This window comes from Arthrobacter sp. SLBN-100 (assembly GCF_006715305.1).
Classification (GTDB): Bacteria; Actinomycetota; Actinomycetes; order Actinomycetales; family Micrococcaceae; genus Arthrobacter.
This window is the reverse complement of sequence record NZ_VFMY01000001.1, coordinates 2,947,877-2,960,251: the sequence shown is the minus strand read 5'-3', so window position 1 is coordinate 2,960,251 and position 12,375 is coordinate 2,947,877. Positions and strand designations below refer to the sequence as shown.

Here is a 12,375-nt window from a genome sequence, read left to right as displayed (position 1 = left end):
TTAGTGCTGGATGAGCGGGCTCAGCTTCGAGGCGCGGGCAGCCGCACCCTTCATGCCCAGGGACTCAAGCCAGTTCCCCAGCATCTGGTAACCGCCCTCCGTGAGTACGGATTCGGGGTGGAACTGCACCCCGCACAGTGGCGCGGTGCGGTGCTGAAGCCCCATCACCACGCCTGACGCGGTTTCGGCGGTGACTTCCAGAACGTCCGGAAGGGTTTCCCGGACGGCGGCCAGCGAATGGTATCGGGTGGCCGTGACGGGGGAGGGGAGCCCGGAAAAGACGCTGGTGCCGATGTGCTCCACGAGGGAGGTTTTGCCATGCATCAGTTCCGGTGCGTGGGTCACCTTGCCGCCGAACGCCTCCGCCAGCGCCTGGTGCCCCAGGCACACCCCGAACATGGGCACGCTGTTTTCGCCGCACCATCTGATCAGTTCTATGCACACGCCCGCCTCGGCAGGGTTGCCGGGGCCGGGGGAGATGAGGACGCCGTCGCGGGTGCTGGCCAGTTCGATGGCCTCGGCGAGCGTGACGTCGTCATTGCGGACCACAGTGGTCTCGGCACCGAGTTCCTGGAGGTAGCCCACCAGGGTGTAGACGAAGCTGTCGTAGTTATCCACCACGAGGATCTTGGTTGTGGTCATGGCTGGCTTGCGGAACCAATCGTTGAGTCGGTGAATTGGGTGTACTCGGACATCCACGGGAAAAGGAACTGAACCATCAATACCAGTGCGATGGCGATCAGCACCAGCGAGGTGACGATCCGCAGCCAGAGCGGCCCGGGGAGACGGCGGAAGATCCAGGCGTACATGCTCACCCTCTTCCAGTCGCTGCGGCTACCTGGCCTGCAATGTCCGCGGGCGGACCGGCTGATGCGGGACGCCAGCTCTCCAGCAGCGCGTAGGCGATGATGCGTTCTTCAGCCCCGAAGCGGGGATTGCAGCTGGTCATAGTGAGGAAGCTTTCCGTGGGGGCGGCGCCCGGCTGGGTGGGCACCGGCTCCAGGACGTCAGTGCGCGACGGCATCACGACCTGGTTGTTGCGGAAGACGTAGACGTAATAGCCGTCCTTCGTCTGCACGTAGATCTTGTCCCCGGGCACCAGGGTGTGGATATTGTCCAGGACCGCGCCGTGCGTCTGGCGGTGCCCGGCAACAGCGAAGTTCCCCACCGCTCCGGGCATGGCCGTGTTGCTGTAGTGCCCCAGGCCCAGCGTGTCCAGCACATCCTGGCTGGTCCCCTGGACAATGGGCCGGGTGTAGTTCTCGCCGAACCGGGGAATGTACATAATGCCGATGGTGCCGGCGTGGCCCGGCGCGGTCCCCACCACGGGCGGCCCGAATTCTTCGGGCACCGGGACTGTGGGGGCCTCCGGCGCGCCTGGTGCTGCAGTCCCGAAATCCTGCGCGAACTCCTTGATCACTTCGCTCTGCTTGGCATCCGATTCGACGTTGGTCCACCACAGCTGCCAGGCGACAAAGAGCAGCAGGATGATCCCGGCAGTGATCAGCAGCTCACCCAGTATCTGGATGGTTCCGCGCAGAAATACGACGCCGGCACGCGGCGCAGCGGCGGGCCTCGCCTTCTCCTGCAGTACCACGCGTTCTCCTCCGGGCGGTTGCGGCGGGCACTGGTGCCCCATGAACTACGACTAGAATTGGCTGCTAGTAAGAATCCAGATTTGACCAAGATCGCGCAGACCGCTGGCAACTTCCTTCTTGCAGGATATCAAGCCGGGAACGCCGAGCTTGCCTCAGCCCGCCAAGGAGAGCCAGTGCCCGAGTCAAAGCCACGCAAGAAGACCGCCAGCACCACCCAGCAGGCTTCGTCGCAGACCTACAAGCCCAACCCTGTCTGGTTCAAGCCAGTGATGTTCGGCCTCATGATCATCGGCCTCCTCTGGATCATCACCTTCTACATCAGCGAAGGCAGCCTCCCGGTCCAGGCCTGGGAATCCTGGAACATCGTGGCCGGTTTCGGCATCGCGATCGTCGGCTTCCTCATGACCACACGGTGGCGTTCATAGGCACTGGCATTCATGGCTCCTGACGGCAGCGTGGTCGTGGGCGGGGACGGACTGGCCCGGCCCCTGTGGGCCTCCGTCGATCCGCTCCTGCGCGAGTACTACGACACTGAGTGGGGCCTGCCGGTCACCGATGAACAGGGGCTCTACGAGCGCATCTGCCTGGAGGGCTTCCAGTCGGGACTCTCCTGGGCCACCATCCTCCGCAAGCGCCCCGCCTTCCGGAATGCCTTCGCCGGCTTTGACCCCGACGCTGTGGCGTTATTTACGGAAGCCGATGTGGACCGCCTGATGCAGGACCCCGGCATCGTGCGGAACCGACTGAAGATCCGCGCCGCCATCACCAATGCCCGGGCCACCCTCACACTGCGGCAGGAAGGCGGCCTGGTGGAGTTCGTGTGGCAGTTCAGGCCCGCTGTGACGCCCCGCCCCGCGATCCACTCCGATATCCCCACGCAGTCCCCTGAGTCGGCCGCCCTGTCCAAGGCCCTGCGGAAGAAGGGGTTCTCCTTCGTCGGGCCCACCACCATGTTTGCCCTGATGGAAGCCATCGGCATGGTGGATACCCATCTGTTGGACAGCCACCGGCGCGGATCTTCGGGGGTCTGGCCGGCTTCCCGCACCTAGCATCACGGTTTTCCCCAACTGTTGGGAAAGTTATCCACACTGTTGAAAACTTCGCTGCAGCACTCGGACGCGAGCGGCATCCCGCGCCCTGCCGTGCCGAAGCGCTAATCCAGCCGCCCGGCTGCGGTTATTAACACTGTGGAAGACCTGTGGATAAACCGGCCGCATATGTGCAACGGGAGTTTTTACCGGTCCCCGGTGACCGGATGGTGGCTGGTGATTGAGACGCGGTTGAACGCGTTCATGGCGATGGCCAGCCAGCTTACTGCCGAGAATTCCTCCTCCGAGAGGTGCTCCCTGGCGTAGGCCTCCTCGTGCCCCTGCACGCTGTGGCCGGGCAGCTCGGTGATGCTCTCGGCCAGTGCGAGTGCCGCCCGCTCCTTTTCCGTAAAAAGAGCTGTCTCGCGCCATGCCGGCAGTACGGCCAGGCGTTGCACGCTTTCGCCCGCCTCCATGGCTTCCCTCACGTGCAGGTCAAGGCAGTAAGCACATCCATTGAGTTGCGAAACGCGCACCCGGAGGAGCTCCACGATGGTTTCATCCAGGCCGGCCGCCCCGGCAGCCTCACGCACCTTGAGTCCCAGTCCGTTAAGGGCCCTCCACAGGGCAGGATGCTGCTTATCAAGGTAGATGTGCTGGGTAGTGGCGCTCAAAGGATTCTCCTGGTCGGAACACAACGGGGGCGGAACAAGTGGCAGGCGGATTTTCCCTGCGTAGGCGGCTGCCCGTTGTCACCCAGCTTTGCACACCAGGTGCTGTTGGTCTTTTCCACTTACCAACACTCGGATACCCACAAGTTATCCACAGTTGTGGAAAGTCTGGGGGAAATTCCGGCGCTCTTAGCCCCCTGCCGCCGTACTCCGGGCAATTTTCCACAGGGAACTACAGTGCTGTCAGTTATTAACACTGTGCAAAAGCCTGTTGAAAGGGGTTGGGGAAACCACCTCCCCGCGTCCAGCCCGCCCGCTTTCCACGCCTTTTTCCACAGATACCGCATTTCGGGCCAAGTTTGTCCACTTAAGCACAGCACTATCCCCAAGAGTTATCCACAGTTGTGGAAGAAGTGAAGGGTTTTGACGCACGCTTCCTGCCAGTTGGCGGGAAAGGCGCGCACCGCGTGTGAACTACACGCGTGTAAGTTACCAACATTGTGGATAACCCCTGTGGATAAAAAAGACCCCGACGTCCGGGCGGAGGTCGGGGCGTTTTTCGGGACGAGTGGCAAGTGGGCGGCAGCCCGGGGATCTACAGCGAGATTCGAATCCAACTGGCGGCAACCAGCAGGGCAAAGACCGCTGCCAGGCCGGCTGCCTGGACCAGGCCTTGCCTGGGTCCGCGGGGGGTATAGGCCAGGACCGCTGCACAGAGCCCACCGGTGACCAGGCCGCCGAGGTGCGCCTGCCAGGCGATTTGGGGGATCAGGAAGCCGATCACACCGTTGATGGCGATCAGCACCCAGAGCTGGCGGGTGTCTCCGCCGCGATGCCGCTGCACCAGCAGCATGGCGCCGAAGAGCCCGAAGATGGCACCTGAAGCGCCCACTACTCCCACCAGGCCTTGCCCGGGCACCAGCAACGGGTTCAGGAGCAGGTATCCAACCGAGCCGCCAACAGCGGAGATCAAATACAGGGCCAGGAAGCGGATGCGGCCAAGGAGCGGCTCGAGGGCCTGGCCGAAGATCCACAGCGTGTACATGTTAATGACAATGTGCAGGACGGAATCCGGCGAGTGCAGGAATGCTGCCGTGAGCATCCGCCACGGCTCGAAGGCCCCGTATTGAGGGGTGGCGAACAAGTTGTTGTAGGCGAGCTGTTCATAAACGGCCTGGCCGGGGATGATCCACTGCAGCACGTACATCACCACACACGCTGCGATGATGCCGTACGTCACCAAAGGTTTGCCGGCGGTTACGGCGCCGCCGTAGACCGTCCGTACTTCCGGCGTCGTACGCCTTGTTTCGTTGACGCAGTCAACGCATTGGAATCCGACGGCGGCCGCCCGCTGGCAGTCCGGGCACGCGGGGCGCCCGCACCGCTGGCAGCGCACATAGGATGGCCGGTCCGGGTGCCGGGGGCAGACCGGAACCTGCGCGGACGGCTCAGCCGTCGGAATTCCGTAACTCATGGAAGGGGATTACAGCTGTTCGATGTCGATGCTGTTAATGGTGACGTCCTCTACGGGACGGTCGCCCATGCCGGTGCGGACGCCCTCGATGGCGTCAACGACCTTCTTGGATTGGTCATCCGCCACTTCACCGAAGATGCTGTGCTTGCCCTGCAGCCAGTCGGTGGGGATGGTGGTGATGAAGAACTGTGACCCGTTGGTGCCCTTGCCCATGCGGATGCCGGCATTGGCCATAGCCAGCTTGTAGGGCTGGTTGAAGCTGAGTTCGGGGTGGATTTCGTCGTCGAACTGGTAGCCCGGTCCGCCCACGCCGCGGCCCAGGGGATCGCCGGCCTGGATCATGAAATCCTTGATGATCCGGTGGAAGATGGTGCCGTTGTACAGGGGCGTACCGGTCTTGTCCTCGCCCGTCTCCGGGTGGGTCCATGCCTGCTCGCCGGTGGCGAGGCCGACGAAGTTTTTGACCGTCTTGGGCGCGTGGTTGCCGAAGAGGTTGACGACGATGTCGCCGAGGCTTGTGTGGATGGTTGCTTTTGCAGTTGCGATGGCAGTCATACGGCCCATTCTTTCACGGGGTTCCGGGGTGGAGAGAGCTGCGGGGACAGTTCCGCGCTCGGTGAAATCCACCAAAAATCCGGGGAGAGAATAGCCGGTGAACACCAAGCCACGTAGGCTAACCACAGACCGTCACATTAATCGGGAGGTAGTTGTGAAGAAATCGGATCGTATTGCCCGTGACCTTGAGCTGTCAGTCGCCAGCGCCGTAGAGAATGCTCGGGATTGGGCAGCCCCCCGCGTGGAAGCAGCCGTTGACTGGGCCGTTCCCCGTCTCCAGCACAGCCTGGATACGGCATCTCCCAAGATCCAGGAAGGCCTGAAGTCTGCAGCGCACAACCTCGCTGACGGCGTGGCTGTAGTGACGCCGCGAATCCAGGACGGCCTGGCACAGCTGGCACCGCGCATCAATGACGCCGTGGAGGGCGCTTCCCCGCGGCTGCATGAGGCCCTGGACAAGGCCACGCCCGTCATCCTTAACGCCCGTGACCGCGTAGTGGTGGAATATCTTCCCCGCCTGTCCGACCAGATCGGCGTGGCATCAGGGGCGGTGCACCGGACACTCGAGAACACCCCGGCGCACGTCGACGCCGTGGCCCAGAAGCTGGGCGATGTGGGAATCATCCACGCCATCCAGCAGCAGGCCCAGGCCACCGGTACCCAGCTGAAGGCGGCCGCGACAGGGGCCGGCCGGACAGTGGGCATCCAGCTGGCCGAGCCGGAGAAGCCCAAGAAGCGCGGCTGGCTGGTGTTTGGCGTTATCGCCGCCGCCGTTGCCGCCGGTGTGGCCGCCTGGAAGGCCTCAAAGCCGGTCGAGGATCCGTGGAAGACGCCCTCGCCGGTCACGGCCACGCCGGAACCGGTCCCGGCAACTACGGTGAACGAGGTTACCGAGGCCACCAGCAGCACCGGGGCTGCTAAGGCTTCCGGCGCGGCAGAGGGTGCCAGCGATGCGGACGCCGACTCCGCGGACAAGGCCAAGCACGTGGCTGAGGACGTTGCCGGCGAAACAACCCCGGTTGCCACTGACGCCAAGACCGCCACCAGGAACATCGCGTCCAGCACCGGCAACGCCGACACGTCCACTGCTGCCAGGGACACCACGCAGTCCTAGCATTCCTGCCTTTTGAATAAGGGCTCCGCTGCCGTGACAAGTTCACTGCGGCGGGGCCCTTTATTCATCTCCGCCGGCTGCGGGCTCCCGGGACGGCAGCGGATCGATGCTAAATTTGAACTGATGTCAGCCGACCAATCCTCTGGGGATGCCTTGAACGACGCAGCACACCACGCCCGCGTGTCCATTGTCATCCCGGCATACAACGAGGAGAGCGTCATCCGGCAGTGCCTCATAGCTGCCATCTACCAGTCGGTGCCCGCCCACGAAATCATCGTGGTGGACAACCTCTCCAAGGACCGGACCGCCGACATCGTCCGCCACATGCAACTTGAGTATCCGGAAAGCCCCATCATCCTGCTGAGCCAGGACAAGGAACAGGGGCTCATTCCCACCCGCAACTTCGGCCTGGACAACGCCACCGGGGACATCCTGGGCCGCATCGACGCGGACTCCGTGGTGGAGCCGGACTGGGTGGAACAGGTGCAGCGCGCCTTCGTTGACCCGTCAGTCCAGGCCGCCACGGGCCCCGTGGTCTACTACGACATGCCCATGCGCCGCTTCGGCCTCAAAGCGGACGACAAGATGCGCCAGCTCATGCTGAAGCTGGCCAAGCACCAGTACCATTTCCTGTTTGGCTCCAACATGGCCCTGCGCTCTTCGGCCTGGGAGACCATCCGCCCGGAGACGTGCCGTGACGAGAAGGACGAGATGCATGAAGACATCGATCTTTCCCTGCACCTGGCCGACCACGACCTGAAGATCAGCTACTGCCCCCAGATGGTGTCCGGTATGTCCGCCCGCCGGCTGGAGGATTCACCCCGGGACTACCGCTACTATGTGACGCGGTTTGACCGCACCTACAAAGCTCACAACGTGAAGAAGATGGCCCTCAAGGCACCCATGGTGGTGTTCTTCTCGGTGTACTTCCCGGCCAAGCTCCTGCGGGCCATCCACACCGTTAATACTGCACAGCCGGCCCGCCGCGGCGGGCAGTAGGCCTTTCCCCCGCCCTTGGTAACCAGGGGTCAGTCAGTCCCGAGGTCCGCCAGCGGACGGTCCGGAGGTCCGTCCTGTTCCCTGGACCCTGCTGCGCGTCCCCGCCGCCCAGCCCTTCCGGGCTTTTGGCCGAGTAGGACGACGGCGAGCCCCACGAGGATCAGGGCCAGTCCGGCGTAGGTTCCTGCGGGAAGTGTCTCTTGCAGGAACAGGGCGGCCAGGAGCGCCGCGCCGGGGATTTCCAGCAGGATGATCATGGACACCAGCAGCGGACTCATCGTGGCGAGCAGGTGGTTGAACGCGGTATGGCCCACGAGTTGGGCGCACACGGTGATTGCCGCAATGCCCAGCCAGCCGGCGGCCTCAAAGCCTACCAGCGGTTGTCCGCCCAGCAGTGCGAGAACGGCCACCAGGGCTGCGCACATCCCGTAGCAGAGCGTGGTGTAGGTCCCGGTGGTCATGCTCTGCCGGGCCTTGCCGCCTGCCAGTGTGTACAGTCCTGCCAAGGCTCCGCCGGCCACTGCCAGCAGGTCACCGAGGAGGGCGTCCGGGGAAGATCCCATGTCGAAGCCGGTGATTGCCACAACTCCGCCAAAGGCGATGCCCAGCCCGGCCAGCACCTGCCAGCGGTGCCTGGTTCCCCTGAAGAGCTGGAAAACGGCGATCCATGCCGATTGGAGGCACACCAGGGCCGTGGCTGCAGCAACGCTCGTCAGCTGCAGTGACGTGATGAAGCAGGCAAAGTGCAGGGCAAGGGCGACGGCGGCGAGCAGCGACCAGCGGAACTCCCACCGTGTCACCCTGCCGAACTGGGCCGGCTCGCGGATGAGCGTGGGGGTCGCCATGACGACGGCGCCGATGGCGTTGCGCCAGAAGGCTATGGCCAGTGCACTGGCACTGGTGGCCCCAAGGGTGGCTGCTATCAGGGGGCCGGAGGAGGCAACGCCCAGCACGCCGAGGGCTGCAATAAAGAAGGCCATCATCCACCCCTACATGTCTTGGGCAAAACAAAAGTCCCGGCCAGCGTTTCCGCTGAACCGGGACTTCCTTATGGTGGAGGCACGGGGACTCGAACCCCGAACCCCCTGCTTGCAAAGCAGGTGCGCTACCAATTGCGCCATGCCCCCATAAGAAGCAACCCGTCCATCATACCCTAGAACCTTGGGGCTGCTGACCAGCTCCGGGACCGGGCGTCCGGCCTATTCAACCGAATCGGTTGACTTGCTCCAGACAGTTTTCCGGGCTTCGGATTCCTGTGCTTTCCGGTAGACCAGGACGCCTGCGATCGCAGCTGCCAATACCAGCAACTTCTTCACATGCTCCCCGTTCCGGTCCGGCCGCTGTGATGCGAACCAAACCTCCACTTGAACCTGCACAGGTTCCGTGGGCGTACCAGGACTTGAACCTGGGACCTCTTCGTTATCAGCGAAGCGCTCTAACCGCCTGAGCTATACGCCCCGATACCTCATCGGGCCGAGACATGACTTTACAGCACATCCCGGCCCGATCTCAAATCGGGCGCTTTCACGGCACTTCTGCCGGTGAAAGCAGGGACCTAATCGTCGGTGAGGGTAACCCCGATGCCGCCCACCAGGGTGGCTGCAATGTTGTACAGGACGGCAGAGAGCATGGAGAGCGCGGTCAGCAGGACCACGTTCACCACGGCGATGATGGTGGCGAATGAGGCCACCTGGCCGAGGGAGGCAACCTTCTTCAGCTCAAAGCCGCCGCCTTCGGAGCCGGCAAGGGTACCGAGGAGGCTGTCCACCTGGTCAAAGATCCCCGTGAGGTCCAGGACGGTCCACAGGACGATGGCAGCCACTACCGTGACGATTCCCAGCGCCACGGACAGCAGGAAGGCCATCTTCAGGACCGACCACGGGTCCACCTTGCTGACCAGCAGCCGCGCACGCCGAACCTTGGCCTTGGGCGCCGGTTTCACCAGCCCCGGTCCGCCTTGGGCCGGGCGCTGGCCCGGCTGGCCCTGTGCCCCGGACGGACGCTGGCCGGGAACGGACGGTCCTGCAGCCGTGCGCGGCCCGGCCTGTCCCGACGTCGGCCGTTCGCCCTGGAGGGGACGCTGGCCGGGAGCTGCCGGGCGCTGTCCGGGAGCTGCCGCGGGAGCAGCAGGCCGCTGCTGCGGACGAACAGGAGCGTTCACGCGGGGTGCAGCCGAGGGCCGGCTTCCCTCGGGACCTGAAGTGTTCGGCCTGGGAAATGAGTCCGGATTACTCACTCGTTACCTCCGTGTTGTCTTCGTTCGGCTCAGCGTCGCCCGAGGCGTCCTCTGACTCAACGGCCGGTGATTCATCTGCCACTGCTGACTCTGCGGCATCCTCAGGGGATCCGCCATCTTCAGCCAACGTTACGTCATCCTCCAGCAATTCCTCGCCCTCGAGGCCGCGTTCGCTGTTGCGTGCCACCTCGATGATCCGGTCATTTTTGTCCGGCTTGGCGAAGATGACGCCCATGGTGTCGCGGCCCTTGGCGGGGACGCCGGCAACGGAGGAACGGACAACCTTGCCGCCCTCCATCACCACCAGCACCTCATCCTCTTCCTGGACAATAAGCGCGCCCACCAGGTCACCGCGTTCTTCCGCGAGCTTGGCAACCTTGATGCCCAGCCCGCCGCGGCCCTGGAGACGGTACTCCTCGACGGCGGTGCGCTTGGCGTAGCCGCCCTCGGTCACGATGAACACGAAGGAGCCGTCGGTCACCACGTTGGCGGCGAGCAGCTCGTCCTCCTCGCGGAACTTCATGCCGGTAACGCCGGAGGTGGCCCGGCCCATCGGGCGGAGGGCGTCCTCGGTGGCGGTGAAGCGGATGGACTGGCCCTTCCGGGACACGAGGAGCAGGTCGTCGGTTTCGGAGACCAGCTGTGCGGAGACCAGTTCGTCGCCGTCGCGGAGGTTGATGGCGATCACTCCGGCGGAGCGGTTGGTGTCGTAATCCTCCAGCCGCGTCTTCTTGACGAGCCCGCGCTTGGTGGCGAGCACCAGGTAGGGCGCCTGCTGGTAGTCCCTCAGGTCCAGTACCTGGGCGATGTGCTCATCCGGCTGGAACGCCATCAGGTTGGCCACATGCTGGCCCTTGGCGTCACGGCCGGCTTCCATCAGCTCGTAGGCCTTCGCGCGGTAGACCCGGCCAAGGTTGGTGAAGAACAGCAGCCAGTGGTGGGTGGTGGTGACAAAGAAGTGCTCCACCACGTCGTCGCCGCGCAGCTGGGCACCCTTGATGCCCTTGCCGCCGCGCTGCTGCGAACGGTAGTTGTCGCTCCGGGTCCGCTTGACGTAGCCGCCGCGGGTGATCGTGACCACCATCTCCTCTTCGGGGATGAGGTCCTCCATGGACATGTCGCCGTCGAAGCCCATCAGGATCTTCGTGCGGCGGTCATCGCCATGCTTGTCCACGATTTCACCGAGCTCGGTGCTGATGATTTCGCGCTGGCGCTGCTCGGAGCCGAGGATCTGGTTGTACTCGGCAATGAGCGCCTCGAGCTCTGAATGCCGGTCCTGGATCTTCTGGCGCTCCAGGGCTGCAAGGCGGCGCAGCTGCATGTCCAGGATGGCCCGGGCCTGCAGTTCGTCGATGTCCAGCAGTTCCATCAGGCCGTCGCGGGCTGCCTCGGTGGTGTTGGACGCACGGATAAGGGCGATGACCTCGTCCAGCATGTCCAGCGCCTTGAGGAGTGCCCGCAGGATGTGGGCTTCTTCTTCGGCCTTGCGCAGCCGATACCGGGTACGGCGGGCAATAACGTCCATCTGGTGCGTCACCCAGTGCCGGATGAAGGCATCCAGGCTCAGGGTGCGGGGCACGCCGTCAACGATTGCCAGCATGTTGGCAGAGAAGTTGCTTTGCAGTTCGGTGTGCTTGTAGAGGTTGTTCAGCACCACCTTGGCCACAGCATCGCGCTTCAGCACGATGACGAGCCGCTGGCCGGTGCGGCCCGAGGTTTCATCGCGCAGGTCGGCGATGCCCTGGATCTTGCCGTCCTTGACCAGTTCAGCAATCTTGATGGCAAGGTTGTCCGGGTTGGCCTGGTACGGCAGTTCCGTGACCACCAGGCACGTGCGGCCCTGCAGTTCCTCCACGTTCACCACGGCGCGCATGGTGACGGAACCGCGGCCGGTGCGGTAGGCGTCCTCGATGCCCTTGTGCCCAAGGATGGTGGCGCCGGTGGGGAAATCGGGTCCCTTGACACGCCGCAGCAATTCTTCGAGCAGTTCCTCGCGGGTGGCCTGCGGGTTGGCCAGGTACCACTGCACGCCGTCGGCCACTTCACGAAGGTTGTGCGGCGGGATGTTGGTGGCCATACCCACGGCGATGCCCGAGGATCCGTTGACCAGCAGGTTGGGGAACCGGGCCGGCAGGATGGTGGGTTCCTGGTTTTTGCCGTCGTAGTTGTCCTGGAAGTCGACGGTTTCCTCGTCGATGTCGCGGACCATCTCCATGGCCAGCGGGGCCATCTTCGTTTCGGTGTAACGGGGGGCAGCCGCGCCATCGTTGCCCGGCGAACCGAAGTTGCCTTGGCCCAGGGCCAGCGGGTAGCGCATGGTCCAGTCCTGGATCAGGCGCACCAGCGCATCGTAGATCGCGGTGTCGCCGTGGGGGTGGTACTGGCCCATGACCTCGCCCACCACGCGGGCGCACTTGTTGAAGGAACGCTCCGGGCGGTAGCCGCCGTCGAACATGGCGTACAGCACCCGGCGGTGCACGGGCTTGAGGCCGTCGCGGACGTCCGGGAGGGCGCGGCCCACGATGACCGCCATGGCGTAGTCCAGGTAGGACCGCTGCATTTCCGTCTGCAGGTCCACCTGCTCCACGCGGTCTACCAGCACGTCGCCTTCAAGAACGGTGTCCGGGTTCCCGGCTTCAGGGGCCGGGTTCTCGGGTGTTTCGTCGCTCATTTTCTATTTCCGTTTCAGGTATATGTCAG

General features: G+C 64.1%; 14 protein-coding genes and 2 tRNA genes. 4 read left to right on the top strand and 12 right to left on the bottom strand.

The window, feature by feature from the left end:
- Genes FBY31_RS13660 through FBY31_RS13655 form a run of 3 tightly spaced genes read right to left on the bottom strand, consistent with a single transcriptional unit; the run spans nucleotide 1 to nucleotide 1,597 of the window.
- Entirely contained in the window at nucleotides 1–642 is a 642-nt protein-coding gene (locus tag FBY31_RS13660) for an aminodeoxychorismate/anthranilate synthase component II (RefSeq protein ID WP_142041866.1), read from the bottom strand.
- On the bottom strand, nucleotides 639–809 hold the full coding sequence (locus FBY31_RS23050; RefSeq protein ID WP_200833371.1) for a hypothetical protein: 171 nt from the start codon (nucleotides 807–809) through the stop codon (nucleotides 639–641). The genes FBY31_RS13660 and FBY31_RS23050 overlap by 4 nt, the downstream gene beginning before the upstream one ends.
- Nucleotides 810–811: 2 nt before the next feature.
- Nucleotides 812–1,597 (bottom strand): class E sortase, encoded by a 786-nt coding sequence (locus FBY31_RS13655; RefSeq protein WP_200833370.1) that lies wholly within the window; start codon nucleotides 1,595–1,597, stop codon nucleotides 812–814.
- A gap of 174 nt (nucleotides 1,598–1,771) precedes the next feature.
- Here FBY31_RS13655 and FBY31_RS13650 point away from each other — a divergent pair, with 174 nt between their 5' ends.
- Nucleotides 1,772–2,023, top strand: a complete 252-nt coding sequence (locus tag FBY31_RS13650; protein ID WP_142041860.1) for a cell division protein CrgA — start codon at nucleotides 1,772–1,774, stop codon at nucleotides 2,021–2,023.
- A 12-nt stretch (nucleotides 2,024–2,035) separates the two neighbouring features.
- The gene (locus FBY31_RS13645) at nucleotides 2,036–2,647 is read left to right on the top strand and encodes a DNA-3-methyladenine glycosylase I (protein ID WP_142041857.1); all 612 of its coding nucleotides are present in this window, start codon (nucleotides 2,036–2,038) and stop codon (nucleotides 2,645–2,647) included.
- Nucleotides 2,648–2,832: 185 nt separating this feature from the next.
- Here FBY31_RS13645 and FBY31_RS13640 read toward each other — a convergent pair whose 3' ends face one another.
- The 3 genes from FBY31_RS13640 to FBY31_RS13630 form a co-directional block, all read right to left on the bottom strand.
- Nucleotides 2,833–3,300 (bottom strand): carboxymuconolactone decarboxylase family protein, encoded by a 468-nt coding sequence (locus tag FBY31_RS13640; RefSeq protein ID WP_142041854.1) that lies wholly within the window; start codon nucleotides 3,298–3,300, stop codon nucleotides 2,833–2,835.
- A 592-nt stretch (nucleotides 3,301–3,892) separates the two neighbouring features.
- Entirely contained in the window at nucleotides 3,893–4,771 is an 879-nt protein-coding gene (locus tag FBY31_RS13635) for a rhomboid family intramembrane serine protease (RefSeq protein ID WP_142041851.1), read from the bottom strand.
- A gap of 9 nt (nucleotides 4,772–4,780) precedes the next feature.
- The gene (locus FBY31_RS13630; protein WP_142041848.1) at nucleotides 4,781–5,326 is read right to left on the bottom strand and encodes a peptidylprolyl isomerase; all 546 of its coding nucleotides are present in this window, start codon (nucleotides 5,324–5,326) and stop codon (nucleotides 4,781–4,783) included.
- A gap of 154 nt (nucleotides 5,327–5,480) precedes the next feature.
- Between FBY31_RS13630 and FBY31_RS13625 the strand changes: the two genes are divergently transcribed.
- Both FBY31_RS13625 and FBY31_RS13620 read left to right on the top strand, forming a co-directional pair.
- Nucleotides 5,481–6,440 carry a hypothetical protein gene (locus FBY31_RS13625; RefSeq protein ID WP_142041845.1) on the top strand — a complete coding sequence of 320 codons (960 nt, stop codon included), beginning with the start codon at nucleotides 5,481–5,483 and terminating at the stop codon, nucleotides 6,438–6,440.
- A gap of 123 nt (nucleotides 6,441–6,563) precedes the next feature.
- Nucleotides 6,564–7,439 (top strand): glycosyltransferase, encoded by an 876-nt coding sequence (locus FBY31_RS13620; protein ID WP_142041842.1) that lies wholly within the window; start codon nucleotides 6,564–6,566, stop codon nucleotides 7,437–7,439.
- A gap of 29 nt (nucleotides 7,440–7,468) precedes the next feature.
- Here the strand turns inward: FBY31_RS13620 and FBY31_RS13615 are convergent, their stop codons facing one another.
- The 6 genes from FBY31_RS13615 to gyrA all read right to left on the bottom strand — a co-directional run bounded on the left by FBY31_RS13615 (nucleotide 7,469) and on the right by gyrA (nucleotide 12,346).
- Nucleotides 7,469–8,419, bottom strand: a complete 951-nt coding sequence (locus FBY31_RS13615; protein ID WP_142041839.1) for a DMT family transporter — start codon at nucleotides 8,417–8,419, stop codon at nucleotides 7,469–7,471.
- 71 nt (nucleotides 8,420–8,490) lie between these two features.
- A tRNA-Ala gene (locus FBY31_RS13610) sits at nucleotides 8,491–8,566 on the bottom strand.
- Nucleotides 8,567–8,638: 72 nt separating this feature from the next.
- The gene (locus FBY31_RS23375; RefSeq protein ID WP_235013209.1) at nucleotides 8,639–8,755 is read right to left on the bottom strand and encodes a DLW-39 family protein; all 117 of its coding nucleotides are present in this window, start codon (nucleotides 8,753–8,755) and stop codon (nucleotides 8,639–8,641) included.
- Nucleotides 8,756–8,823: 68 nt separating this feature from the next.
- Nucleotides 8,824–8,897 (bottom strand) — tRNA-Ile (locus FBY31_RS13605).
- A gap of 97 nt (nucleotides 8,898–8,994) precedes the next feature.
- Nucleotides 8,995–9,675, bottom strand: a complete 681-nt coding sequence (locus FBY31_RS13600) for a DUF3566 domain-containing protein (protein ID WP_142041836.1) — start codon at nucleotides 9,673–9,675, stop codon at nucleotides 8,995–8,997.
- Nucleotides 9,668–12,346: a DNA gyrase subunit A gene (gyrA, locus tag FBY31_RS13595; protein WP_142041832.1), complete on the bottom strand. Its 2,679-nt coding sequence runs from the start codon at nucleotides 12,344–12,346 to the stop codon at nucleotides 9,668–9,670. Before gyrA ends, FBY31_RS13600 begins: the two co-directional genes overlap by 8 nt.
- Nucleotides 12,347–12,375: the final 29 nt, after the last annotated feature.